We start from the raw sequence: 24761 nt of genomic DNA, 5'->3' as shown, positions 1-24761 counted from the left end.
TGTCGGATTAATCCAAGTTCATAGACAAATGTTTAGGTTTGTTTTAGAAAGGTGTATAGCAATAAACTTGTTTTTAAAAATCAGTTAATACTTTCAGCTTTAGTCAGATATTTGATTCCTTTGGAGAAAAGATTCTCAGCATACAAACTCGTGTAGGTCTAGATTATTCAACTAAGTTTTTTGTATTGCGTTGATTAGGATGAAAATCTTTGGGGTATACAATTTAAGATCAGGTTATCGACATTGATTAAAACAAAACGACCCCTGATAGAGGAGCGATTGCTCACCGATGGTAAATAGAATACCAATCAGTTTTCTCATTCATTTCATGACTTAAATTAGAAAAAATAAATGCTATAAAATTGAGTGAGGTGAACTTATTTATAATTATTTGAGGGTGAGCACTTTCTTGCTATCGTTTAATCTTTGTATTTTTTATTGTGATAATAGGTCTCAGCATATGAAGACTGATCTATTCCTCAGGCATCGAAATTCCAACGCTTCTATCTAAAAAATTGTACGTCATTGAAGTATGGTACATTTTTTATTAGCTATTTTACGGTCAGTGAGAGCAACACCTATTTTGTGGATAACTTAGGACATATCAACAATCCATAAAACACAACTTATAAATCTGCTACAATTGCGCCAATTTTGAATTCTCACTTTTTCAGTTAAGGTACATATTAAGAAATGTGTACATAACTGCGTACATATTGAAGATTGTTTCTCATGTTTAAAGATGAATTAGCGGCACAAGTTGCCCAACGACGTACCTTTGCGATCATTTCCCACCCAAATATTTGATACTATTTTAAGCCCATTCAACCTGTTTCAAATATAATAATAAAATCAATGTAAGTGCTGTAAAAATATAAAAATATTGTTATTCTTTATCTGTTATGTCTTTCAACCCCGTTCAATAGATTTCAAGTCTAGTCAGTATGTTTGTGTACATATGTGTGTACATATTTTCTAGAATTTTCTATTTGAAAAAAATATGTACACAGGTGGAGTAAAATGCCTTTAACAGATACGTGGCTTAAGAAGAATCTAGATCGTGAACGTTCAGCAATACATACGGAGCCTGATCAAGATGGATTGAGCGTTCGTGTATCTCAAAAAGGAAAGCTCACTTTCCAGATGCGTTTTCGATATAACGATAAGCAAGCTCGTTTAGACTTGGGAACTTATCCAAATATGAGCCTTAAAGAAGCTCGTATTGAATTGCAGAAAATGAAAGCAATTTTAGAAAAGGGACATGACCCACGTATTCATAAAAAAGTAGAGCTTCACAAGATCACAGAGGCTATAACTTTTGAAGCGTTATTTCGTGAGTGGCATGCGAAATATACTATTCCTAATAAAAAGAATGCAGATCAATATTTGAGATCATTTGAACTTTATGTTTTCCCAAAGTTAGGTAGCATACCTGCTGAGCAAATCACATTACATATGTGGTTAGATTTACTAGAAGAGCAATTTAAACAGTCACCATCGATAACTGATCGCATTCTTACGAATACAAAGCAGTGTTTGGATTGGGGGATCAATCGAAAATTAATTGAGCAAAACCCCATAAGACATATCACTGGAAAACGTGACTTGAATATTAAGAAAAATAAAACTGTTCGAGTATTACAAGATGATGAGTTATCTTTAATTTTTAAAATTTGTGATGAGTCTAGAACATCATTAAGGAATGTTTTATTTCTCAAGTTATGTTTGTTTTATGGTAATCGATATAGTGAGTTGAGGCTTGCACGGAAATCAGATTTTGATTTTAGTAAAAATACATGGACAGTACCGTATGAAAATCATAAGACAGGAGAAAGTAAAGGGGACATTGTTCGACCTATTATTGATGAGATCAAACCGTGGCTTCAGTCGGCAATTGATTTGAGTAATTCTGAATACATTTTCCCACATGAAAATGGCAAAGAGCCAATGGGGCGTAGTGGGCCAATAGATACCCCTTATAACTTCATGCAATTTGCAAGGAAGAATTATAAAATTGAAATGGATCATTGGTCTATGCATGATTTACGGCGTACAGCTAGGACAAATTTCAGTGCATTTACGAGTAGGGATGTTGCGGAATTGATGGTTGGTCATGTAATGCCTGGGGAACAGGGGACATATGACTATTATGATTATCAAAAAGAGATGTCGAAAGCTTATAAAAAATGGTGGAAAAAGTTAAGCAATCTGTCTAGCTAGACAGATTGCTCATTTTGTTGTTATTGAAATATTTGAGTAGCCATTCATTAAACATTTCTTCATCCCAAAGACTTGAAGATCCAGCACATTTCTTAATAGGTTGCGGCATGGGTTGTTCGAACATTTTTTGATTAGGTTGTTGGTAACGCCATAATGTAGATGCAGAGCAATCTTTTAATATATGTCTTATCTCCTTTGATGTTAAATAGCTCATTGATTCACCTCATTAATAAAATTACCTACGACAAGTTTTGAATCTTCATGTAATAGATTTACTAAATTAAATTTAACTGCAATTTTAAGCTTTGCCATAAGCCCCTCTATTTTAAAAATTGATTAGATGTTGTCAGCTTAGGTATAACTTGAATGTAAATGAATACTTCTATTGAAGTTAATGAAAAAGTTGCTAGAATTTATTTATCTAATTGAAATTTATAAATATGAAAAAGATAAGTACAGAAGACTTACATATCCTGAATAATGAGCTATACCTATTAGCAATAGAGAATTTACATTTGATTGAATGGAAAGAATACATTCAACAAGCAGAGGCGACTTTAACTAATGGAGCAAAAGAGCAAATTTTAAAAAAGTTAGTGAGTCTTGGTGATAAAAGCTTTAATGATTCTTATCGGGAAAATAGTTTGTGGGATTTAAGTAACTTTAATGAGTCGGTAACAGCAAGTCGAGTTGTTGAGCAAATCGGTTTGGTTGATCAGTTGATAGGAAATTCTAATGAGCTAGCCAATTACATCGTCCAAAAAGAATATAAGAGGATTCTTGAGGGATTGATTGAAATGATAACAACTAAATCAGGCCAAACAGTACAATATGCGTTGATTAGGCAATCTGTATTAAGAAAAAAAATAGAAGGTTATGTAAAGATTAAAGCTCGATATGAAAATAAACTTTATGATAAACATAAGATTTTTTTTAATATTCTTAAGGAGCGTGCTGAAAAACAGGGTAAGTGGAAAAACCCGAATAGAGCTGTGAATGATGTATATGACGAAGTTATTGCAAAGTTTGAAGAAATGGATCGGAACTTTATAGCAGAAAGATTAATAGAGCTTGAAAATAAAAAGAAAATTCTTATTGAGAAAATAGAGGTGCAAAAGCACATTGTAGAGAATGGTAAACCTCAAAAGAGTAAAAGAGTGCAAGATCCAGAAGATGATCTTGATCGTTTCTATGCAAAGAGAAGACAAAAGAAATTAGCCAAAGAACTAAATTCCATCAATGCAAACATCTCAAAATACGCTCAGGCTTTAAAAGGAAAATACCCATTTATAAGCTTGGGACGGGAAATTTTATTTAATAGTGATATCGAGCTATCGCTAATTAATTGTCTACGAAATGAAAGGGAACTTGTAAAGCAGATCATTCTCCCAAAATCAGAGATTTAAAGAGCGTGTAAAAAATCTGATGTTAGTGAAAGTAAGTTCTAGAGTAAGCATTCAGTGAGCCCCTACTCTAGCTAAAGATTTAATGCATAAATAGGAATCCACTTATTTGTTAGTGGATTCCTATTTATGCATTTTCAGAAAGTTATAGACGACATTCCTAAATTTATTACATAGCAAAATATATTGAGATTTTTGTATTTTTTTCTGCTTGGTTATTGATGGTTAGAAGAAGTTCTGACGGTAAATTCTGAGCTAAGTTTGATGATCGCTGTAAAAGCTAAATTGGCTCTCAACCTAAGTGGATATGCCATCCCAAAGCTATATTTTAACTCAAACCTAAAATGGAATTTATGTTCAAATAACTAGGAATTTGAATAAAAAACTATGGGAATTAATGATTTACCAAGTTGGAATTAACATGATAAATTAAGTTGCTACAAGTCATTTATTATAAGGAATAAGGACAGTGGGTGAAGGACAAATAACATCTAGCAGAGCCGATGAAATTTTGAATCTTAATGATGATCTAACAAATATAGATAATCAAGCAAGCGAAGGTCTTGCTGATTCTATTATCGATAAGCTATTTGATGATGAAAGATTTAAAGCACTACTTACGGAAATCAAAGCTTCGAAAACGGAAAATAATCTCGGACTGAGCAATAGCGGAAAGAGAGAGAAGCGTATGGAACGATCATATAAACCCTTAAGAAATTTGATTGTTGAGAATAACAAGAAATTAAAGTCCAGTATCAATATGCATCAGCCATTAAGAGAATACTTAGAAATCATTGAAACCCTATATAAAGAATTTGAGGTTGAATATGATGATTTCCCTTCGACTCGGTTAAGCCGTCGACCGCGTTTTAAGAATATTGCAGATTTGTATAAGAAATATGATCCTCATGAAACTTTAATGAGGCTAGAAGTTTTTATGTTGGCTTTGTTGTTCAAGCCAGTTCCTGTTTTTATGAATGCTTCAAGTCAATCTAAGCAGCAGGCCCAAGAAACATTAAAACAATGCGAGAATCGAATAACTCAATTAGGCCGAGAGCTACTCTTTGTATTAGATAATGTTGATGATATCAAGCAATTTACTGGAAATTATTTCAGTCGGAACATCCAAATCCTTGCCGAATTTTTCAAATTTGAAGTTGAACAAAAAAGAGGTAAAAATGCACTATATGATCTGAATTATGATCTGACTGAAGATGCTTTATGTAATTTAAATAGACTTCTATGTAGGCTTAAAGCATTTGCTGAAAGTGGTAATCTTCGAACAGATAAGAATCTTTTTAGACTTAGAGATGGTGACACGGAATCCAGAATTATTAAACCAAGTCATATTGAGGTAACAAAAAAGTGGGCACAAAACTCGGAGAGATTAAAAAAAGCTGTTCAGTATTTCCATGGATACAAGAAACAAGACATAGCTCTCTATCGATTTAGATTAGAAATTGCCTATAAGAATTGTAAAGATAGGGTTCCCTATGAGCAATTTCAGAAATTCTTTACTTCTCTTAATAAGAAAGCAGCAAAGCCAGAAGGTTTTTCAGGATATCTGAACTATTTATATTTCTGGAGAGAGAACTTTGTTACAGGGCAATTAGTACAAGACATCATTATTGTCTTTAATGCAAATAGCTTGATGGAAACTAAAATTCAAGAGAGTGATGCGGAGGTACGTTTTAGAGATATCCCGACTGAGTTTCATGCTTATACTTGTGATTTGCTTAAAGCCTCTTCAGAAAGTTTTAACGGTATGGAGGTCAAGCTGAACTTCGAATCTGTGCCTATCTTGCAAAATTCAGAATGGAAGATGCCAGCAGAGCTCATCATTGAAGCAGGGGATAAAGAAAAATGGTCATTCTTTGAAAAGCGTGTTCTACCATATTTCATTTTTCTGGAAACATTTGATGTTGTTTATACCGATGATATTAAGTCAAGGTTTGGTCGTGGGCAAAAAGAGATTTAAATGGTTGAGTCTAGCTTTACTTAACTTTAGCTTGTCATTTCACTACATAGCATTACAGAAATTTGTATAGTTTTCCATTTTGCTATAGAAGAAGGGTTTTCTCCTTAGAGGAGAGGTTTGTAGACCGAATTCAAGGTATGAGTGACTAGGATATATATTTAATATCATTCAATACCCATACCTAAACAATCTTGATCATCTACTTTGATCAAAGATCAATACGAATAAATCAAAACAGATCTATTCTAATTTATAAAAATACCAAACAGACACTCCTATGGAACAAAGACCTTGGAGTGTCTCGAATGAATCAATCTCAAGCTTTACTTAGAATCGAAAACTTAATGCATGTTGTATCGAACAAAATGTATGATTGGAAATCCTTTAAAACAGAACATCAGCAAATTCTTGGATTAGCTAGCTCCGTGTATGACGGTAATTATGAATACAGTCCATTGGTCCAGACCTATTTTGACCTTATGCCTCAGAATATATATCTTGATAATTACGCTGTCTTTGATAAAGAGCAGGCATTTAAATCTTTTCAGAATCAATTACGAGAAGAGCATAAAAACTTTATTAGTAAACTTCATGTTAAGAACCAACGTAACCGACAAGTGCTATTTAAATATTTTGAAGGTTTGCTAGGGCAACATAGAAAATTATTATTAGTTCGGGTTGATTTGTCTTATCAATATGAGCGTAATGCAACGATTAGTCAATTTGATAAAGATATTAAGAAGTTAATAAATCGCATTCAAAACAAGGATACGATTTTTAGAGATCAGGTAGGTTATGCCTATCGTTTAGAGCAAGGGGGGAAAAGTAAAGGTTTCCATTGCCATTTGTTAGTGATCTATAATGGCTCTATACGGTGTCGAGATAGTTACTTAGGGCAGAATATCGGAGAGCTTTGGCACAAGCAAATTACCAAAGGTGATGGTTTATTTTTTAACTGTAATCAGCAAGATCATAAGCAGCGATATTGCGAGTTGAAGAAATTAGGTCTAGGGTTGATTGAACGTAAGGATAAACTTGCAGTCACCAATGCTTTTGAGGTAATAGGTTATCTTGCTTTGCCTGAAAAGGATGACCAATACTTGCGTGCTAGATTGAAAGGTATGAGAGTATTTAGTAAAGGACAATTCATCCAAAGCTTTGAAAAGTTTCAATCCCAAAAAATCATAGATATACATCATTAACATGAAGATTGAATGTTTTCTTTTTCCCTTACATTCAAAAACATAGGCTTGCCGATTGGTAAGCCTTTTTTCATTTAATGAGGATTATCCTATGAATATTACATGCCCATATTGTTATTCTGAAAATGTTAGCCGCTCAACATCAGCATCTAGAAGTTCTAATACTTATGGTTCTATGGCTGGTGCAGGAGTTGGTACGATGATTTCTAAAAGCTTGCCTATACCGATGTCACCATTATTGGGCGGATTAATGGGAGCAGTTGTAGGAGGGCTAATTGATAGTTTGACACAGCCCTCACAGCCACAGCAGCCTACTGCTTATTTCCACTGCAACAATTGCCAGTGCAATTTCAACTAGGGACAGGAGAAATCATCATGGCACATCAACTTGAACAAATGGCGTATGTCGGTGAAACCCCGTGGCATGGTCTGGGTGATCAACTCAGTCCACATCAACCGATTGAAGTCTGGGCACAGCAGGCAGGCATGGATTGGCGTATTGAATCTTCTAATGTCAGTTATATGGCACAGAATGAACGTGGGCAAAGTATCATCTTGCCTTATGAAGAACAGCGTGTCTTGTATCGTTCTGATACCCATGCACCTTTATCGGTGGTCAGCCAACGCTTTCAGGAAGTCCAGCCCAAAGAAATCCTTGAGTTTTATCGTGATCTGACCGAGCAATCAGGCTTTGAACTGGAAACCGCAGGCGTATTGAAAGGTGGCAAGAAATTCTGGGCATTGGCACGTACAGGACAGAGTACAGCACTCAAGGGCAAGGATGTCAGCAATGGCTATATTCTTCTCGCTACAGCCTGTGATGGTACGCTTGCCACAACGGCACAATTTACTTCAATCCGTGTGGTGTGTAATAACACTTTGGCAATCGCCTTACGCAATGGCAGTACCAGTGCAGGTGTGGTGAAAGTTCCGCACAGTACCCGATTTGATGCTGAAAAAGTGAAGCAACAACTCGGTATTTCCGTTCGTGCATGGGATGAACACATGTATGAAATGAAACAACTGAGTCAGCGTAAAGTCACCCAACAGGAAGCGGCAGCCTATTTTGATGCGGTATTTAACAATACCAGTCTCAGCATTGCTGAACAGGATGACAGCATTATCCAGTTCTACCGCAATGTGGCAAATGAAGCCAATGCAACCAATAAAACTGAACCGAATGGACGAGCCATGTCGAAAGTCATGGATATGTTTAATGGTCAGGGACGAGGTGCAGAACTCAGTTCAGCCCAAGGGACAGCCTATGGTTTGCTGTGTAGCATCACCGAGTTTGTCGATCACGAACGTCGAGCCATGAGTACTGATCACCGACTGGATTCTGCATGGTTTGGTACAGGTGCAGCCATGAAACAGCGAGGACTGGAACAGGCACTCAGAATGGTGGTCTAACTTGAATTGGATTTGAGCTAATCAAATTAGCCTAAGGAATATACCCATTGCTTAAATCCTCTATTTCCCTCTACCCAAAACTCCCTTTTGCCACATCGCCCTGATGTGGCTTTTTTTATGCCGCAATTTTAATTTTTACAGACATGGAGTATCTCATGAACCATATCGTTGAACCACAAACCAGTAAATCCATACCACATTTACCGTTAGCTAAACCTAATCCCAGTCGTGCCAAACGGCTTGCTAAAACCAAAGGCATGAGCCGTGAACAATGGCTACAAGTCAGAAAACAGGGTATTGGCAGTAGTGATGCAGCCGCAGCTTGTGGGCTTAATCCCCACATGTCGATGCTGGAACTATGGATGATTAAAACAGGTCGGATGCAGACACAGCCTGATCAACCCACCCAAAACAGTTATTCACCCTTATATTGGGGCAATCAGCTTGAACCTCTGATTGCCAATTACTACCAGCACAAGACAGGTCATAAAGTGCGTAAGGTCAATGCAGTGTTACAGCATCCTGATCCTGACAAACACTTTATGCTGGCGAATCTGGACTATGCCGTTGTAGGCTGTGATGAAGTACAGATATTGGAGTGTAAATCAGTGGGGGAATGGGGAACCAAACTGTGGCGTGATGGTGTGCCTTTATACGTGATTATTCAGGTACAGCACCAACTGGCAGTGACAGGCAAACAGGCAGCGCATATTTGTGCCTTGATCTGTGGACATGAAGCCAAGATTTTTAAGGTTGAACGCAATGAAATTGTGATAGACCAAATCATGACTTCTGAACGGATATTCTGGAGCTGTGTGGAAAATGACATACCACCGAGTGTTGATGCCAGTGAATCAGCCGCCAAAGCCCTGCAATTACTTTACCCTCAACATATCCCTTTACAGTCCGTTGATTTCTCCACATTGGAGGGTGTTGATCAACTGTTTACAGATCTGTTGCATGAGGAAAAACAACTCACCGACCATCAAACCAAGTATGACTATCTCAAGCATCGGATTCAGGCACTCATGAAAGATGCAGAGAAAGCCATCTTTTCCAATGGTACTGTGACATGGAAAAAATCAAAGGACAGTGTGGTACTGGATCAAAAGGCATTATTACAGGCACAGCCTGAACTACTGCAACAGTATCCACAATCCCGACAAGGGAGCAGACGCTTTAATATTTATTCTGCAACAACCTAAATCATCTGACTAAACAAGTTTTAGACCTATTTCCATCACACACCACATCAAACGATTTTATTTCCCTAAATTTAAAATTTGTGCAAAGCCACCCCGTTTGCCCTTTCCCTAATACTAAGGAAAGGACGGTGGAGCAGCTTTGCATTTTTTTATGTTCGCACAATGTTTTCTCCCATGACCTGTGATTGGAAGTCGTTTCTTTCAGGAGGGTTAGCAATATGGTGTAGGAGACAGTGCCTTCAATGAATTTGGGGAATCCGTAAATAAATGCAATAAAAGGATCATCACCATGATTAAAGGTTTAGCAATTACTCCACCTGTATTGGGGCGTATCAGTATCGGCAAGATCGTTGAAAAGAATGGTAAGCGACTGCCTGAAAAGGATGACCAATTTACCATTACCAGTCAGATTCAAACTAAGGATGGCTGGGTTAAACATCCACTGGATGAGCAGCTTAGAGCTAAAGCCCAAAATGGAAAACTCCGAACCATTCCAGTACGGATGATCTTTAATGAACCTGAACTGAACTTACGAGCTGAATATACCTTGTTTGACCGACAGACTGGACGACCAGTGTGTACAGGCAATGGCGAAACCTGTCAGCGACTTGGACAAAATGGGATTGAGCAACATCCATGTCCGTCGCCTGATTTATGCCCACTCGCACAGGGTGGGCTATGCAAACCCTATGGCAGACTCTACGTGAATTTAGATGAATCGGATGAGTTTGGCACATTCATTTTTAGAACCACGGGTTTTAACAGTATTCGGACACTGGCAGCACGGCTTAGTTATTATCATGCAGCATCAGGTAATTTATTATCATGTTTGCCTTTGCAACTGACCTTGCGAGGGAAAAGCACCACACAAAGCTATCGTACTCCGATCTATTACGTGGACTTAACTTTACGTGACGGTGTGAATTTACAGGATGCGATTGTTTCAGCCAAGCAGATTGATGAAGTGAGTAAGGCAGCAGGGTTTTATCAGGAAGCTCTGGATCATGTGGCACGGCAAGGCTATGGCAATGCCAGCTTTGAGGTGGGTGGTGATGAGGGGCTGGATATAGTGGAAGAGTTTTATAATGACCAGCAAAATGCTGTTGAGGTACAAGCTGATTCTATATCCTCAACTACTGATGTTACCAGTATTAAACAACGACTTAGGCAGAGTGTTAAGGCAATAAGTTGATTCAACTTATTGAAATATAAAAATAAGGGAGGCTAACTCCCTTATTTTTTGTTTAATGTTAGTAATTACAGCCTTCACTTTTATCAGGTTCATTTGAATTAAATTTAAAGCCGAAGATGGGTTTATTTGCAGATGTGGATTTTGTGCCAGTATATTCAGCATCCATCACCACATTCATTTCACCCTCTTCTCCAGCAGCAATGCTAAATGAATAATTACTATTAAATTTAGTATCAAGAATATCAAAACAACCGTATTTAAATTTCTTTACTGCCGAGTTGATTGTATCTTTACCTAACGTGATAGTTTGTCCATTCACTTTTAACTGAACATTTGATGGAACTGACTTTAATTGAGCTATGCCAAACTCTTTTACACCATATTGATCATAGCTAGCAGACATGGAGAAATTGGGTTTGTCCCAATGACTATATGTGTTATCACCTGAAGCTGGTTTTCCAAATTTTTTAATTAAAGATGTACGAGTATCTGTAGGCTCAATTGTCTTTCCTTCAAAAATAATTTTAGGAAAGTCTGCAAAAACAGAAGTTGTACAAACAGTGACTAAAGCAGCGATAATAAACTTTTTCATTTAATATTCCTTTAAAATTTGAATGCTTGCGAATGTACTATTGTGCCCAAGCACAGATTTTGTACCAATCATTAACCCAGCAGGCTTTCTGTTTTTGTGAGCGTACAAATTTTCCCCATTCAATCGCACCACCACTTACTTTTGCTACATTGACAGTAGCATGATCTTTATAATCAATCCAAACTGCGATGCTTTCAAGATCTAGTTCTTTTTCAATATTAGGATGACTAAGCCAGAAAGAGCCACCTTTCTCAGCATTAAAATTACATTTACCTTTATATAGCGTTTTGCCATCCTCTTCGAGTAAACAGGTTGCTGGTTTGGCTTGTGCCATTGCTGGAACTGCAATACTTTTAAGTATTGCCATGATTAATTTTTTCATAAGTCTTTCCTTTGAAATATATCAATGTAATTTCAGATAAGTTGATATAAGTAAAATGGAACTATTCTGGTTGTACGTTATATCCAAATTTCTTAATGCCATCTGATATATCTCCATTAAAAGAATGACAATATGCGAAATATAGATTGGCACTACTTTCCAGCACTCGGGGAACTCCGAAGCTATTTAAAGGCAACACATCTAGCTGACCGCCTATACTTATTGAGGGATGTTGATATGAGCAGGTAAGAGTGATTTTGTGAGGTTTCTTCGCCCATGAAATCTTTTTCGCTGCATTGGAAACATCTGGTGAATTACCACCTAAAATTTTCACATCTAAAATTGCCTGATTAGGGGTGTTTTGAATAATTGTGGTTGATACCGATTTTGCCCATGAGCATGACTCCATGTGACAGCTACCATAGGTAATAAAACCAGTTTTCTGGTTGATTTTAAAAGGTGTTGGAGCACCATAGGTTGTTGGGGTAAGGGCAATACTTAAAAGCATTGCTGTGATTAATTTTTTCATGAGTCTTTCCTTGAATATAAGAATTTAACAATTTGATGAAATATCAGAGCATTAGTAATTGTGAAAGTTATCCACCACATACCGATTTTTTGAAGCCTTTATAATCAGGGATAGGTTGTTTACTACATGCCTGATAGCAAGCTTCCGCTACGGATTGTTCATTGAAATTAGGATTGAGCCTGATTTGCCCCAAACCTCTTGTGATCGCCATAGACATAGAAGATTCAGGAATCACATTTTTATTGCAGTCTTCGGGATGCTGTTGTTCACAATTAGGCAATAGTTCATCATGCAACCATTTACAGTTGCTATCAGAAAGTCCTCCTTTGGCTGTCTCCAACAAGTTGGTTAATAGCTGCCCATTTTCTAAAATGATGCTTTTATTTAAGCCCTTATCGTTAATTCCCAAACCAATCGTAACGACATCACCTTTTTGTGCATAAGTAATATCGCCATTCTCGCTATAAAAATCATCCTTATTCAGCCATTTAGGTGCTTGACCTTTGAGTAGCAACAAGATTGAGTAGGATGGCAAAGTGCCTGAACCACCTGCATCTGTACTCACCAAGATTGCTTCTCCCTGAGTGAGCTTAAAGCGACGGACTAAACTGATACGATCATCATTAACATCTTTGGAAGCGAGTATAATTTTATCGCCTAGATATAAGTCAGGTCGCTCAAAATCCTCCTTGCCAATTTTCTTTAATGATAAAAGTCCCTGTGATGTTGGTAACTGGTCATTGAATTTTTCCAAATCCTCCCCTTGACCTACAGTGACGATAGGAACTTCTACTTATTTATTGCTTTCATTCTTATCAGTAGTTGATGATTTTTGATTACAACCTGCATTTAAGCTCAAGACAACAGATAACGCCCCAATACAAAATAATTTTATATTTGTCATTAAAATAGCCCCCTAATTAAAATATCAATTATTGATAAGTTATTATCAAATATGAAATGGACAGGTTGTGTCCCTTTAAAAAAAATTCTTATTAAAAGCCATAATGTGGACTGCATTTTTTATCTGCTTTATCCATTGCTTTTGAAAACTGTGGATAACGAGCTAAGTCAGGTTTAAATACCCATGTTTGTCCAATTGAACCTGTGAGTTCGTCATCTAATACATCAAAAGTACATTCACAAACTTGTTGATCATATTCATTTCGTGGTTGGCATAAATCTGACATAAAGTGGCTTTCTCTTACCTTGCTACAACCTGAAATAGTAAGTACAACAAAAGTGATGATTAAAAATCTGTTCATAAATCCCCCATAAATTAAAAATAGGTTATGCAATAAAAACTGCTTTTGTACACGATAAAAAAAGATAACTCATTGAAATAATGGCATAATACTTGTTTCCTGACGACGAATATGATGACACATTTCAATGAGTTACATCTCATCTTAAACAAATATCTAAAGTGGAACAAGTCACATGTAAAATGTTTAAACTGATTATGCTGGCATTAATTGTAAAACAGACATGTAATCTTTCTTCTGCATCTAAAGCCTTACCCATCAAGTGCTTACCACAATCATTTTATCGACGTATACAACGCTTCTTTGCAGATCAGTATTTCGATTATCGTCAAATTTCTCAGTTAATTTTCAATATATTTTCATTCGATAAAGTCCAATTAACTTTGGATAGAACCAACTGGAAATGGGGAAAACGAGATATCAATATCTTGATGTTAGCCATCGTCTATCGTGGAATAGCGATACCTATTGTTTGGACATTGCTCAATAAACGTGGAAATTCAGATACAAAAGAGCTTATTGCTTTGATTCAACGCTTTATCTCCATTTTTGGTAAAGATCGTATTGTGAATGTGTTCGCAGACAGAGAATTTATCGGTGAGAAATGGTTTACATGGTTAATTGAAAATGACATTAACTTCTGTATACGTGTTAAAAAAACTTTATTGTGACCAATCACTTAGCCAAGAATCATAAAATTAGCGATTTATTTCGTCATCTTCAAGTTGGTCAAACTGAATGTCGTAAACGACGTATTTGGGTTGGTCGAGTGAAACTGTATATTAGTGCGCTACGATTAGAAGATGGAGAACTTTTACTTGTTGTTTCTCCTATGTTTAATGCTTCTGCTATTCGTGATTATGCATTACGCTGGGAAATCGAAACCTTATTTAGTTGTCTCAAAGGACGTGGATTCAATCTTGAAAATACTCGTTTAACAGCCCCTAGACGAGTCAAGAAATTGATAGCAGTGCTAGCGATCGGTTTCTGTTGGTGCTATTTAACAGGTGAATGGCAACATGATCGAAAAAAAGCGATAAAACTAAAGAAGCATGGACGACTTTCAGTAAGTTTATTTCGCTACGGTTTGGACTATGTTCAAATGGCTATTCTACGTTTGATTGGTTTTGGAAAAAAAGAAGAATTTAAGAGAGTGCTCGCAATTTTAAGGAAGAAAAAGCCTGATAGGACAAGGGCCCTATGAAATTTGTCGTGTACAGAGGAATAAAAATTTAGATACCAATCAATTGCAAAGCTTCGGACAATTATCAGGTCAAACAGCTTTAGTCCTTGATACTCAAAAACAGTTCAATCTTTCAGATGATCAAGCAAGAAGTGTTATTACAAAATATATTCAGACCAAAGAAATTAATCCAGAAGTTATACCTGCTTTAGCAACGTTAACGCATCAGCTTGGTGAACATGTTGGGCAATATGGTTATGTAAAAGACATCCCTGAAAATGAAGTTTCAGTGATTCGTAATGACATGTACTTGAGTACGAGCGCATTTAAGCGTTTAGAAAAAGCAAAGCAATTACCAGCAATGTCAGAGAGTCAAACTAAAACGGTAAAAGAATACCGTAAAAGTTTAGATGCTTTCCTACAGTATATTCCAACATGGGTTAAAGTTGCAGTTGCACTTGCTTTAGGTCTAGGGACAATGGTGGGGTGGAAGCGTATTGTGGTCACAGTTGGTGAACGCATTGGAAAAAATCACATGACTTATGGACAAGGTATGTCTGCTGAGTTGGTTGCAATGACCACGATTGCGGCAGCAGATGGTCTTGGTATGCCAGTTTCAACGACACATGTATTAAATAGTGCAGTCGCTGGAACAATGGTCGCAAATAAGTCAGGATTAAACTTCAATACCGTTAAAATGATTCTTTCAGCTTGGATTTTTACACTACCTGCAACGATTATGTTATCAGGTTGTTTGTACTGGCTATTCTTACAGTTTGTTGCGAAATAAATGGGTATGAGTTGAATCTGTCGTGATTTTCACGATCAAAAAAGCAGAGTGAAACACGAAATGTGTTGGCTCTGCTTTTTGCTATCATTGTCATGTATAATGAGAAAATGATTATAAAATCTAATCAGTAAATATTTTCAATGAAACTGGCAAATCTATCCAATTTGAATACCATCTAGACCAATAACTTAATGCTAATCAGTCTGACTATAAACGTGTTTTTAAGACCATGGGTCATGAGTTTGTCATATACTTTATAGAAAATATAAGCTAGAAAATTTGTTTCTAATAAAGAGCAAATATAATTTTTATATACAAATAAGAGTAACCAATGACTTCATTGCATGCATTACAAAATGGTATGGAACATAGTTTAGAAACTTATATTAATCGAGAATTATCTTTACTAGAGTTTCATAAACGTGTGCTTGCACAGGCAAAAGATGTTGAACATCCTCTACTTGAACGATTGAATTTCCTAATTATTTTTTCGCGCAATTTGGATGAATTTTTTGAAATTCGAGTTGCTAGCCTAATTCAGCAAATGAATATTTCTGGAAATATGGCGACTACAGGGCCAGAAGGAATGCCTTTAGGCGAAGTGCTAGAGCAAATATCTAAGGTTGTACATGAGGCGATAGAAGAACAATATAAAATACTAAATCATTCTATTCTTCCTCAATTACAGGGTCATGGGGTTCACTACATCCAACATGCAGATATTCTTGAAAAGCATAAGGAGTGGATTAAGAACTACTTTTTTAATGAGGTGCAACCCGTCGTCACACCGATCAGTTTAGATCCAGCGCATCCATTTCCAAGACTGGCGAACAAAAGTTTGAATTTCATTGTGACTTTGGAAGGGAAAGATGCATTTGGCCGAGAAATTGATTTAGCCATTGTACCTGCGCCAAGATCTTTACCACGACTGGTAAAACTCCCAAAAGAAATTTCAGGGAATGCAGAACACTACATTTTACTATCAGCCATTATGCAAGAGCATATTTCAGATCTATTTCCTGGCATGCAAGCAACAGGATGTCATCAATTTCGAGTAACTCGAAATGCGGACTTGACGGTTTCAGAAGATGTTGAGGATTTAGCGATCGCATTAAAAGGTGAACTTTCTGCAAGACGTTTTGGACGTGCAGTCAGACTTGAAGTCAATAAAAACTGTCCTAGCCATATTGCTGATTATTTATTAGAACAATTTGAATTGGAAAAAGATAGTCTCTATTTTGTAGATGGTCCTGTTAATCTAGCTCGTTTTATTTCTAATTTTGATTTGCCAGAATTACGTTTTCAACCATACCAACAAAAAATTCCAAAAGCTTTATATAGTAAAAAACCCATCTTTGAAGTGTTAAAAGCGGGGGATGTGTTGCTACATCATCCATTTGATAGTTTTAAGCCTGTGACCAAATTGCTGAGGGATGCAGCACATGATCCTAATGTACTCGCAATTAAACAAACGCTCTATCGTAGTGGTGCAGATTCTGAGATTGTAAAGATTCTTGCTGAAGCAGCGAGAAATGGTAAGGAAGTCACGGCGGTGATTGAATTACGCGCTCGTTTTGATGAAGAGTCAAATATAGAAGTGGCGAACGTATTACAGGAAGCAGGAGCGGTCGTTGTATACGGTATAGTCGGCTATAAAACACATGCCAAAATGATCTTAGTGGTACGCCGAGAACAAGATAAAATTAAACGTTATGTGCATTTAGGAACGGGCAATTATCACGCAACCAATGCCAAAATTTATACGGATTATGGTTTACTTACCAGTGATGAGGAAATTTGTGAAGATGTGCATAAAATCTTCCAAGAATTAACAGGTATGGGAAAAATGGCGAAGTTAAAGAAACTTTTCCATGCTCCCTTTACTTTGCATTCCCAACTCATGGAACTGATACAACAGGAAATTGCACATAGTAAAGCGGGTAAAAAAGCGCATATCATGATTAAGGTCAATGCATTGACCGAACCACAATTAATAAATGCATTATATAAAGCATCACAAGCTGGTGTTCAAATTGATCTGATTATTCGTTCAATTTGTTGTCTGAGACCGCAGGTCAAAGGACTTTCAGAAAACATTCGAGTGCGTTCAATTGTAGGTCGTTATTTAGAACATACACGTGTGTATTATTTCCATAATGATGGTGACACCAAACTCTATTGTGCAAGTGCAGACTGGATGGGGCGTAATCTATTTTCTCGTATAGAAACATGTTTTCCAATTGAGGATAAGAAATTAAGAAAGCTAATTGTAGAGGATGGCTTGAATAATTATCTGAAAGACAATCGCCGAGCATGGGAACTTCAAGCTGATGGTACATGGGTGCAATGCCAGCCTAAGCAGGATCAACCTGTTCATATTGCTCAAAGATACTTAATGAATCGAGAAGCTTAACTGTGAGCATCATGTGGTCATTAAACTGTCACAAGGAATGAATAAGCTAAGATTAGAAAAACTAGAAAGTAAACATTGAAGCATAAAAATAATAACTTCATATTTTCTAGATAAAAATCAAAATGATAAACCCACGATAGTGGGTTTTTCTTTTATACACCTGAGGAGAAAGTAGTGGACGGTCGAGTTGAACAGCAAGGTAGCTTAAAAAGAAATACACGGAGCAGTTATCGATTATTAGTAGACTATAAATTGTTTCTTAAAGAAAAAAACCGTCATAATGATTACAACAGTCGGCTGATTTTTATTACAAATTACCTTGATGCAATAAATTTTGAGCTATATGGCGTAGAAGGGCGAGAGCAACTGATTGCCGCATTAGAAAAGTCTTTTGATGACAAAGCAAATGATTGAAAAGCAGCTTGATTAGGCTCACTGCTTTTCTCTATAACAATTGTTAATCTAGTTCAAGTTGATAGTCATCTTTAGTAATTTTGATTTTAATTTTTTGGTATTTCCTTTTATTGGGATCTAATGCCGAGTTTGTAACTTCCTCTGCAAAACTCGTGTTTCCCATCAAATCATAATAAGCTTTGTAACCAATAAGGATTTTTTGTGGGCTTTCTTTATGTTCTTGGATGTATGATTCGATGAGTTGGGTCAATGTATCGAAGATAGGAGAATTTGTCATAGCCATAACCAAATTTATAGTGTAAATGGATAGTAAATTTAAATTACTTGATGTATGTTAAAAATTAAAGACAATTGTTTTTAAAATTTGAATATTTAAAAGAATTTAACAATATTCACAAGTCCAATTACTTGAATGATAGTGACTTTTTCCTTAACTACTTGAGCTTCATTTCGGCAGCAGGGTTTTATCAGGAAGCTCTGGATCATGTGGCACGGCAGGGCTACGGCAATGCCAGCTTTGAGGTGGGTGGTGAGGAGGGGCTGGATATTGTTGAGGAGTTTTATAGTGATCAGCAAAATGCTGTTGAGGTGAGGTCTGATGTCGTATCAGCAGCATCGATTGCTCAAGCGGTCAATGATGCCACGGAGATAAAACAGAGTCTGAGACAAAGTGTAAGGGCTGTAAATTAGCCCAAACCAATTGGCAGAAAAATACAGAACTCGGTTTTGTAATGAGTATCAAGCTAATAATATCAATGAGATAAAATAAGAGAATTATAGTTCTCTTATTTTTTTGATTAATTACAAGTTATTATACTTGCCAGCGACATATATAGTCGTACCTATCCAAGGGTGCCTAGCTTTGTACTTTGGTAGGGGATTAAAATATAAAATAGTATATATCTTTATTTTTTTGTGTAGTACATGACTTTTCATTCGTCTTAGATGTGCTAACGTAATAAACTATTGAACATTAAGTATAAAACCACAGCGGTTGACCATTGATCGAGGATAAAGAATGAACTCATTGGAACAAAAGTTTCTAAATGACTTAGATGATAAGCTTTGGAAAGCCGCTGATAAATTACGTAGTAGCTTAGATGCTGCCAACTACAAGCATATTGTGCTTGGATTAATTTTCCTAAAATATGTATCAGATGCTTTTGATGAACGTCAGTCTGAACTCAAGGATTTATTTGCACAAGCGGATGATCACAACATCTATTACATGCCTCGTGATCAATACGACACAGAAGAAGAATATCAACAAGCAATCGCTGATGAATTAGAAATTATTGATTATTATCAAGAAAAAAATGTGTTTTGGGTGCCTAAAGCAGCACGTTGGACGACGTTACAAAATATAGCCGCTTTAGCCATTGGTTCGATTATTTGGCAAGATGAACATGGGCAAGATGTCAAACTGCGTTCTATCTCTTGGTTAGTTGATAATGCTTTTGATGAAATTGAGAAAGCCAACCCTAAATTAAAAGGTATTCTGAATCGAATCGGGCAGTATCAGCTAGATAACGACAAGCTGTTGGATTTGATCAATACATTTTCAGATACAAGTTTTACCAAGCCTGAATACAATGGTGAAAAACTCAGTCTGCACAGTAAGGATATTCTCGGGCATGTCTACGAATACTTTTTAGGGCAGTTTGCGTTAGCTGAGGGAAAACAAGGTGGGCAATATTACACACCTAAAAGTATCGTGACCTTGATTGTAGAAATGCTGCAACCTTATAAAGGTCGAGTCTATGACCCTGCAATGGGTTCAGGTGGTTTCTTTGTGTCGAGTGAAAAGTTCATTGAACAACACGCACAGGAAAAGCATTACAAAGCATCTGAACAGAAAAAGCATATTTCGATTTACGGACAAGAAAGCAATCCAACTACTTGGAAACTTGCTGCCATGAATATGGCAATTCGTGGCATTGATTTTAATTTTGGTAAAAAGAATGCCGATACATTTTTAGATGATCAGCATCCAGATTTACGTGCTGATTTCGTCATGGCAAATCCACCGTTTAATATCAAAGATTGGTGGCACGCTTCACTGGAAAGCGATGTACGTTGGAAATATGGCACACCGCCACAAGGCAATGCCAACTTTGCTTGGATGCAGCACATGCTGCACCATCTATCACCAACGGGCAGTATGGCACTTTTGCTTGCCAATGGTTCGATGAGTTCCAATACCAATAATGAGGGTGAAATCCGTAAAAACCTGATTGAAGCAGATTTGGTGGAATGTATCGTTGCATTGCCAGGGCAACTGTTTACCAATACGCAAATCCCTGCCTGTATTTGGTTTTTGACGAAAGACAAAAAGAATGGTTTATCCTTAGATAAAAAGAAAGCCAATCGTGAAGGCAAGACTTTGTTTATTGATGCTCGTAACTTGGGCTATATGAAAGATCGTGTACTGCGTGACTTTACTGATGCAGATATTGCCAAAATTACCGATGCTTTACATGCTTGGCAGCAAGGTGAAAATTTTGAGGGCGAAGCTTATCAGGATGAAAAAGGCTTTTGTTTCTCGGCTGAATTAAAAGATATTCAAAAGCATGACTATGTACTGACCCCAGGGCGTTATGTGGGCGCAGTCGAGCAGGAAGAGGATGGAGAACCTTTTGCCGAGAAGATGGCACGCTTAACAGGACAATTGAAACAGCAATTTGCTGAAAGTGCTGTACTGGAAAGTGAAATCAAAAAGAATTTAAAAGGCTTAGGTTATGAGTTCTGATCAACCGTTGCTGCTTGAAATACAAAAAGGTGAAAGTAAAACCTTAGAATTTAAACAGCAGTTACCGAAAGGACAGCAGATTGCCAAAACATTAATTGCTTTTGCAAATGGTAGTGGCGGTAAGTTGATTGTTGGTGTCACTGATGATCGGCAGTTGGTTGGGATTCAAGATGATATTTTTGAGTTGCAAGATAAAATCACCTCCATGATTTATGAGTTGTGTGCCCCACAACTTGCAGCACAAATCTATATTGAGAATATAGATGGCGTTGAGCTATTGGTTGTGGAAGTCGCACGAGGTAGTTTATTTCCGTATTACCTTAAATCTGTAGGACGTGAGCAAGGCACATATATCCGCCTAGGTGCGAGTAACCGTGTAGCATCGCCTGAGCATATTCAACAACTGGAATTGCAACGGCTGAATATCAGTTTTGATGCCTTAGCCAATTATCAATATCCTTTAGAAAAGCTCGATTTAACGGTCTTGGAAGCAGCGTTCAAAGCTGCTGATAAAACACTGACTTTAGAAAAAATGTTGAATCTGAAACTGGTGATTGAAGAGCAAGGGCAGCGTTATGCCAGTCATGGTTTATTGATCTTACTCGGTCAATATGAGCATGTGATGACCCAATGCGCCCGATTTAAAGGCACAAATATGAGTGTGTTTTTAGACCGTAAAGAATACACAGGTGACTTGTTTTCTCAAATTGAACAAACCGAAATTTTTATTAAAAATCATTTGTCTTTACGTGCTGAAATTCGTGGCTTAAAGCGTTATGACTATTTGGAAATTCCAGAAAATGCCATCCGTGAAGCCTTAGTCAATGCCTATGTACATCGGGATTACAGTAACTTTGGACGCAATATCAAAGTGGCTGTATATGATGATTTGGTCAATATTGTCTCCCCAGGTGGGTTACCAAATGGTTTAACCGAAGCGGACTTGTTACAGGGACGCTCGGAAATTCGTAATCGGGTATTGGCTCGTGTGTTTCGAGAGCTTGGTTATATTGAGCATTGGGGCAGTGGTCTGCAACGGATTAAGCAGATGTGTGAAGCGGAAAATTTACCAACGCCTGAATTTTTAGAAACCAATGATTTTTTTGATGTGAAGTTATATCGTCCTGTGATTGAGTTGGAAAGTGGTGCAATAGGTGGTGCAATTGATGATTCAAGTGGTGTAATCGAAGACTTAGGTGGTGCAATCGAAGCAAGCCAACTCACCGAACGCCAACAGGAAATTTTAGTTTTAATTCGGCGTAATCCGAAAGTTTCTTATCGCTCTTTGGCAGAACAACTTGGGATTAATCAATCTGCCTTACAAAAGCATCTGAATCATTTAAAAGATGTTGGCTGGCTTGAGCGTGTGGGTGGAACACGTGGCTATTGGGCGATTAAGAAAGAATTTGGAGGTGAGGTGTGAGTTTTGAATTAACAACTCTAGGTGAATATATTTCAATACAAGGTGGTTATGCTTATAAAAGCCAGCAGTTTATTGAAAACTCCACTTATCCTGTATTAAAAATAAAAAATATTCGGACAGGTTATGTAGATATTAATGATTGTGCTTACATTGATAAAAATTCAGCTGATGAGACAGAACGTTATATAGTCAGTGAGGGAGATGTATTAATATCATTGACTGGTTCTGGACCAAATGCACCACAATCACTTGTTGGTAGGGTTGCCCGATTTTGGGATAAGGGAAAAAGAGCTTGGATAAACCAACGAGTCGGAAGAGTTGTTCTAAAAAAAGACAAAACTGTACATAAAGATTTTATTTTTTATTTTTTAGGTACTAAAGAATCTCAAAATTATTTAGTTGCTAATTCTAGTGGCAGCGCTAATCAAGCTAATATCAATGGTGCGATTATTGAAGCACTTCCGTTTCCTCGAATAGATTATTCTACTAGTAAGAAAATTTCTAAAGTGTTACGAACTCTCGATGAAAAAATTAATCTTAATAACCAAATCAATCAAACCCTAGAATCTATTGCTCAAGCCATATTTAAAAGTTGGTTTATCGACTTTGAACCTGTGCGTGCCAAGATTGCAGCAAAACAAACAGGACAAGACCCTGAACGTGCTGCGATGTGTGCGATTAGTGGAAAAAGTGAAGCTGAGCTTAAGCAAATGGAAAAAGAAGATTTTGCAGAATTACAAGCAATGGCGGCATTGTTTCCTGATGAGTTGGTAGAAAGTGAGTTGGGAGAGGTGCCGAGGGGGTGGGAATATAAAAAATTAAAAGATATATGTAAGGTTCTAAATGGTAGAGCATATAAAAATACTGAGTTTAAAGAAGAAGGTATCCCAATTGTAAGAATTCAAAATTTAACGGGTGGTGGAAAAACAGTATTTTCGGACTTGGATCTTCCTCAGGATAAGTTAATCGAAAAGGAAGATTTTATTTATGCATGGTCTGCAACATTTGGTCCGTATATTTGGAGAGGACCGAAAAGTATCTATCATTATCATATTTGGAAAATGGATGTTGATGAAACAATTATCAGTAGATATTTTCTCTACCTAACAATGTTTAGAAAAACTGAATCCATGAAAAGTGCTGGGACAGGCTCTATTTTTACTCACCTTACTAAAGTGATTATGGAATCTCAAGATGTTTTGATTGCTGATAATGCTATCAATATGCTTTTCAAAGATAGAATTGACAAGATATTTAAATTAATTTCTTTAAAGAGTGATGAGATTAAAAATTTAGAAAATATTAGAGATACTTTATTGCCTAAATTATTATCGGGGGAAGTAGATGTAACCACGCTGGCAGACACAAAAAATAGTTCTGATAAGGAACAGATAGCGTGAATAAACCCCTAAAAATATGGAAATCCTATGCAGACCAACTGTCCTTACTCGAACAGCGTGGTCTGTATGTCGGTGACCGCAGCAAAGCAATAGATTATCTAGGACGGATTGGCTATTACAGATTGAGTGGCTACTGGTATCCGTTTCGGCAGGTAGAGTCATCTACTCAGAAAAAACTGGATCAGTTTATACAGGACTGTAGTTTTGAACAGGCTGTAAAACTTTATATTTTTGACAAAAAATTAAGACTTTTGGCGCTAGATGCTATAGAGCGTATAGAAATGGCAGTACGGGTGGATATTGCTTATTGCTTGGGCAAGTTAAACCCACTCGCTCATCTACAGGCGAAGCACTTTCATGGTAACTTTTCAATACGGTTAGCACGAGGAAAAAACCAAACTGCTCACCAGATATGGCTGGGTAAATATCAAGAATGTATCCGCCGTAATGCAAAAACCGCATTTGTTGAACATCACAGCAATGAATATGGTGGTCAGTTGCCAGTTTGGGTGGCGATCGAGTTATGGGATTTTGGCATGATGTCTACTTTATATGCTGGCATGAAAACTATCCATCAGGATGCCATCGCAAAAAAATATGGTGCAGTGAATGGTAAAACTTTTGCCAAATGGCTACGTAGCCTAAACCATATCCGCAACATTGCAGCGCATCACAGCCGTCTGTGGAATGCTAATATTGTAGACCGCTCAAATGTTCCACCTCACCTTGCAGGGTTTCAACTAGACAATGCCAAGCCATTTTTATATTTATGCTTAATGAAACAGGTACTAGATACCATTTGCCCAAATTCGGAATGGGGCAACCGCATCAAAAAATTATTTGCAGAGTTTGCATTACAGAAGCACCCTGCGGTGGGCATAAGAGATACAGGATGTGTAACAGGCTGGGAAAACTGGGAGCTATGGATGAATAAAACACAGGCAAATAAAAGCCAGCACGTACATTATTAAAACTACAATAATGAAGAGGTGCTGGGCGTATTACCCGATA

20 protein-coding genes and 5 pseudogenes are annotated in these 24761 nt (G+C 37.0%); 18 read left to right on the top strand and 7 right to left on the bottom strand.

All coding sequences use genetic code 11. The annotated features are described in order from the left end of the window. Positions 1-732 precede the first annotated feature (732 nt). Both C502_RS19725 and C502_RS0104340 read left to right on the top strand, forming a co-directional pair. Positions 733-801, top strand: a pseudogene (locus C502_RS19725) (hypothetical protein); the annotation flags it as partial. 219 nt (positions 802-1020) lie between these two features. After that, positions 1021-2220: a tyrosine-type recombinase/integrase gene (locus tag C502_RS0104340; RefSeq protein ID WP_018677626.1), complete on the top strand. Its 1200-nt coding sequence runs from the start codon at positions 1021-1023 to the stop codon at positions 2218-2220. Here C502_RS0104340 and C502_RS0104335 read toward each other — a convergent pair. Next, positions 2213-2434, bottom strand: a complete 222-nt coding sequence (locus C502_RS0104335; protein WP_018677625.1) for a hypothetical protein — start codon at positions 2432-2434, stop codon at positions 2213-2215. The two genes, C502_RS0104340 and C502_RS0104335, sit on opposite strands and share 8 nt — an antisense overlap. 226 nt (positions 2435-2660) lie before the next feature. On the opposite strand from C502_RS0104335, the gene C502_RS0104325 reads away from it, so the two are divergent. The 7 genes and pseudogenes from C502_RS0104325 to C502_RS0104300 form a co-directional block, all read left to right on the top strand. Then, positions 2661-3626 carry a hypothetical protein gene (locus C502_RS0104325; protein WP_018677623.1) on the top strand — a complete coding sequence of 322 codons (966 nt, stop codon included), beginning with the start codon at positions 2661-2663 and terminating at the stop codon, positions 3624-3626. Positions 3627-4092: 466 nt separating this feature from the next. Then, positions 4093-5601, top strand: a complete 1509-nt coding sequence (locus C502_RS0104320) for a hypothetical protein (protein ID WP_018677622.1) — start codon at positions 4093-4095, stop codon at positions 5599-5601. A gap of 305 nt (positions 5602-5906) precedes the next feature. Beyond that, positions 5907-6803, top strand: a complete 897-nt coding sequence (locus tag C502_RS0104315) for a YagK/YfjJ domain-containing protein (protein ID WP_018677621.1) — start codon at positions 5907-5909, stop codon at positions 6801-6803. A gap of 91 nt (positions 6804-6894) precedes the next feature. Beyond that, the gene (locus C502_RS18750; protein WP_023274714.1) at positions 6895-7161 is read left to right on the top strand and encodes a hypothetical protein; all 267 of its coding nucleotides are present in this window, start codon (positions 6895-6897) and stop codon (positions 7159-7161) included. Positions 7162-7178: 17 nt separating this feature from the next. Further along, positions 7179-8213: a DUF932 domain-containing protein gene (locus tag C502_RS0104310; RefSeq protein ID WP_018677620.1), complete on the top strand. Its 1035-nt coding sequence runs from the start codon at positions 7179-7181 to the stop codon at positions 8211-8213. Positions 8214-8368: 155 nt separating this feature from the next. Beyond that, positions 8369-9418: a YqaJ viral recombinase family nuclease gene (locus tag C502_RS0104305; protein ID WP_004677583.1), complete on the top strand. Its 1050-nt coding sequence runs from the start codon at positions 8369-8371 to the stop codon at positions 9416-9418. A 289-nt stretch (positions 9419-9707) separates the two neighbouring features. After that, positions 9708-10506, top strand: a pseudogene (locus tag C502_RS0104300) (recombination directionality factor); the annotation flags it as partial. A 162-nt stretch (positions 10507-10668) separates the two neighbouring features. On the opposite strand, the gene C502_RS0104295 reads toward C502_RS0104300, so the two are convergent. The 5 genes from C502_RS0104295 to C502_RS0104270 form a co-directional block, all read right to left on the bottom strand. Beyond that, entirely contained in the window at positions 10669-11202 is a 534-nt protein-coding gene (locus C502_RS0104295; RefSeq protein WP_018677618.1) for a hypothetical protein, read from the bottom strand. Between the two features lie 37 nt (positions 11203-11239). Continuing rightward, a complete protein-coding gene (locus C502_RS0104290) occupies positions 11240-11584 on the bottom strand; it encodes a hypothetical protein (RefSeq protein WP_018677617.1) in 345 nt (114 codons plus the stop codon). A gap of 61 nt (positions 11585-11645) precedes the next feature. Beyond that, positions 11646-12113, bottom strand: coding sequence for a hypothetical protein (locus C502_RS18065; protein WP_018677616.1), 468 nt, complete (start codon positions 12111-12113; stop codon positions 11646-11648). A gap of 67 nt (positions 12114-12180) precedes the next feature. Then, positions 12181-12867: a hypothetical protein gene (locus C502_RS0104280; protein ID WP_018677615.1), complete on the bottom strand. Its 687-nt coding sequence runs from the start codon at positions 12865-12867 to the stop codon at positions 12181-12183. A 241-nt stretch (positions 12868-13108) separates the two neighbouring features. Beyond that, positions 13109-13378, bottom strand: coding sequence for a hypothetical protein (locus tag C502_RS0104270; protein ID WP_154650402.1), 270 nt, complete (start codon positions 13376-13378; stop codon positions 13109-13111). A gap of 114 nt (positions 13379-13492) precedes the next feature. Between C502_RS0104270 and C502_RS18745 the strand changes: the two are divergent. From C502_RS18745 to C502_RS0104245, 4 genes and pseudogenes are all read left to right on the top strand, one after another. Continuing rightward, positions 13493-14582, top strand: a pseudogene (locus C502_RS18745) (IS4 family transposase). A gap of 19 nt (positions 14583-14601) precedes the next feature. Continuing rightward, a pseudogene (locus tag C502_RS18060) lies at positions 14602-15351 on the top strand (inorganic phosphate transporter); the annotation flags it as partial. A 331-nt stretch (positions 15352-15682) separates the two neighbouring features. Further along, a complete protein-coding gene (gene ppk1 / locus C502_RS0104250) occupies positions 15683-17764 on the top strand; it encodes a polyphosphate kinase 1 (RefSeq protein ID WP_018677609.1) in 2082 nt (693 codons plus the stop codon). 174 nt (positions 17765-17938) lie between these two features. Then, on the top strand, positions 17939-18178 hold the full coding sequence (locus C502_RS0104245; RefSeq protein WP_018677608.1) for a hypothetical protein: 240 nt from the start codon (positions 17939-17941) through the stop codon (positions 18176-18178). A 43-nt stretch (positions 18179-18221) separates the two neighbouring features. On the opposite strand, the gene C502_RS19350 is transcribed toward C502_RS0104245, so the two are convergent. Continuing rightward, a complete protein-coding gene (locus tag C502_RS19350) occupies positions 18222-18455 on the bottom strand; it encodes a hypothetical protein (RefSeq protein WP_018677607.1) in 234 nt (77 codons plus the stop codon). 176 nt (positions 18456-18631) lie between these two features. Here C502_RS19350 and C502_RS18055 point away from each other — a divergent pair. From C502_RS18055 to C502_RS0104215, 5 genes and pseudogenes are all read left to right on the top strand, one after another. Beyond that, positions 18632-18868 (top strand): annotated as a pseudogene (locus C502_RS18055) (hydrolase or metal-binding protein); the annotation flags it as partial. Positions 18869-19196: 328 nt separating this feature from the next. Next, the gene (locus C502_RS0104230) at positions 19197-20927 is read left to right on the top strand and encodes a class I SAM-dependent DNA methyltransferase (protein ID WP_018677605.1); all 1731 of its coding nucleotides are present in this window, start codon (positions 19197-19199) and stop codon (positions 20925-20927) included. Then, positions 20917-22350, top strand: coding sequence for an AlbA family DNA-binding domain-containing protein (locus C502_RS0104225; protein WP_018677604.1), 1434 nt, complete (start codon positions 20917-20919; stop codon positions 22348-22350). The genes C502_RS0104230 and C502_RS0104225 overlap by 11 nt, the downstream gene beginning before the upstream one ends. After that, positions 22347-23750 (top strand): restriction endonuclease subunit S, encoded by a 1404-nt coding sequence (locus C502_RS0104220; RefSeq protein ID WP_018677603.1) that lies wholly within the window; start codon positions 22347-22349, stop codon positions 23748-23750. Before C502_RS0104225 ends, C502_RS0104220 begins: the two co-directional genes overlap by 4 nt. After that, complete coding sequence (locus C502_RS0104215) at positions 23747-24721, top strand: Abi family protein (RefSeq protein ID WP_018677602.1); 975 nt, start codon at positions 23747-23749, stop codon at positions 24719-24721. Before C502_RS0104220 ends, C502_RS0104215 begins: the two co-directional genes overlap by 4 nt. The last annotated feature ends 40 nt before the right edge of the window (positions 24722-24761 follow it).

It is taken from the genome of Acinetobacter tjernbergiae DSM 14971 = CIP 107465, from assembly GCF_000374425.1.
GTDB classification, from domain to species: domain Bacteria; phylum Pseudomonadota; class Gammaproteobacteria; order Pseudomonadales; family Moraxellaceae; genus Acinetobacter; species Acinetobacter tjernbergiae.
This window is presented reverse-complemented; position numbering and strand designations above follow the sequence as displayed.

Excerpts from the sequence above, each read along its gene's own strand:
- C502_RS0104295 (WP_018677618.1), bottom strand. The coding sequence starts at position 11,202 with ATGAAAAAGTTTATTATCGCTGCTTTAGTCACTGTTTGTACAACTTCT.
- C502_RS0104315 (WP_018677621.1), top strand. The coding sequence starts at position 5,907 with ATGAATCAATCTCAAGCTTTACTTAGAATCGAAAACTTAATGCATGTT.
- C502_RS18750 (WP_023274714.1), top strand. The coding sequence starts at position 6,895 with ATGAATATTACATGCCCATATTGTTATTCTGAAAATGTTAGCCGCTCA.
- C502_RS19350 (WP_018677607.1), bottom strand. The coding sequence starts at position 18,455 with ATGACAAATTCTCCTATCTTCGATACATTGACCCAACTCATCGAATCA.
- C502_RS0104305 (WP_004677583.1), top strand. The coding sequence starts at position 8,369 with ATGAACCATATCGTTGAACCACAAACCAGTAAATCCATACCACATTTA.
- C502_RS0104225 (WP_018677604.1), top strand. The coding sequence starts at position 20,917 with ATGAGTTCTGATCAACCGTTGCTGCTTGAAATACAAAAAGGTGAAAGT.
- C502_RS0104310 (WP_018677620.1), top strand. The coding sequence starts at position 7,179 with ATGGCACATCAACTTGAACAAATGGCGTATGTCGGTGAAACCCCGTGG.
- C502_RS0104335 (WP_018677625.1), bottom strand. The coding sequence starts at position 2,434 with ATGAGCTATTTAACATCAAAGGAGATAAGACATATATTAAAAGATTGC.
- C502_RS18065 (WP_018677616.1), bottom strand. The coding sequence starts at position 12,113 with ATGAAAAAATTAATCACAGCAATGCTTTTAAGTATTGCCCTTACCCCA.
- C502_RS0104340 (WP_018677626.1), top strand. The coding sequence starts at position 1,021 with ATGCCTTTAACAGATACGTGGCTTAAGAAGAATCTAGATCGTGAACGT.
- C502_RS0104270 (WP_154650402.1), bottom strand. The coding sequence starts at position 13,378 with ATGAACAGATTTTTAATCATCACTTTTGTTGTACTTACTATTTCAGGT.
- C502_RS0104230 (WP_018677605.1), top strand. The coding sequence starts at position 19,197 with ATGAACTCATTGGAACAAAAGTTTCTAAATGACTTAGATGATAAGCTT.
- C502_RS0104290 (WP_018677617.1), bottom strand. The coding sequence starts at position 11,584 with ATGAAAAAATTAATCATGGCAATACTTAAAAGTATTGCAGTTCCAGCA.
- ppk1 (WP_018677609.1), top strand. The coding sequence starts at position 15,683 with ATGACTTCATTGCATGCATTACAAAATGGTATGGAACATAGTTTAGAA.
- C502_RS0104325 (WP_018677623.1), top strand. The coding sequence starts at position 2,661 with ATGAAAAAGATAAGTACAGAAGACTTACATATCCTGAATAATGAGCTA.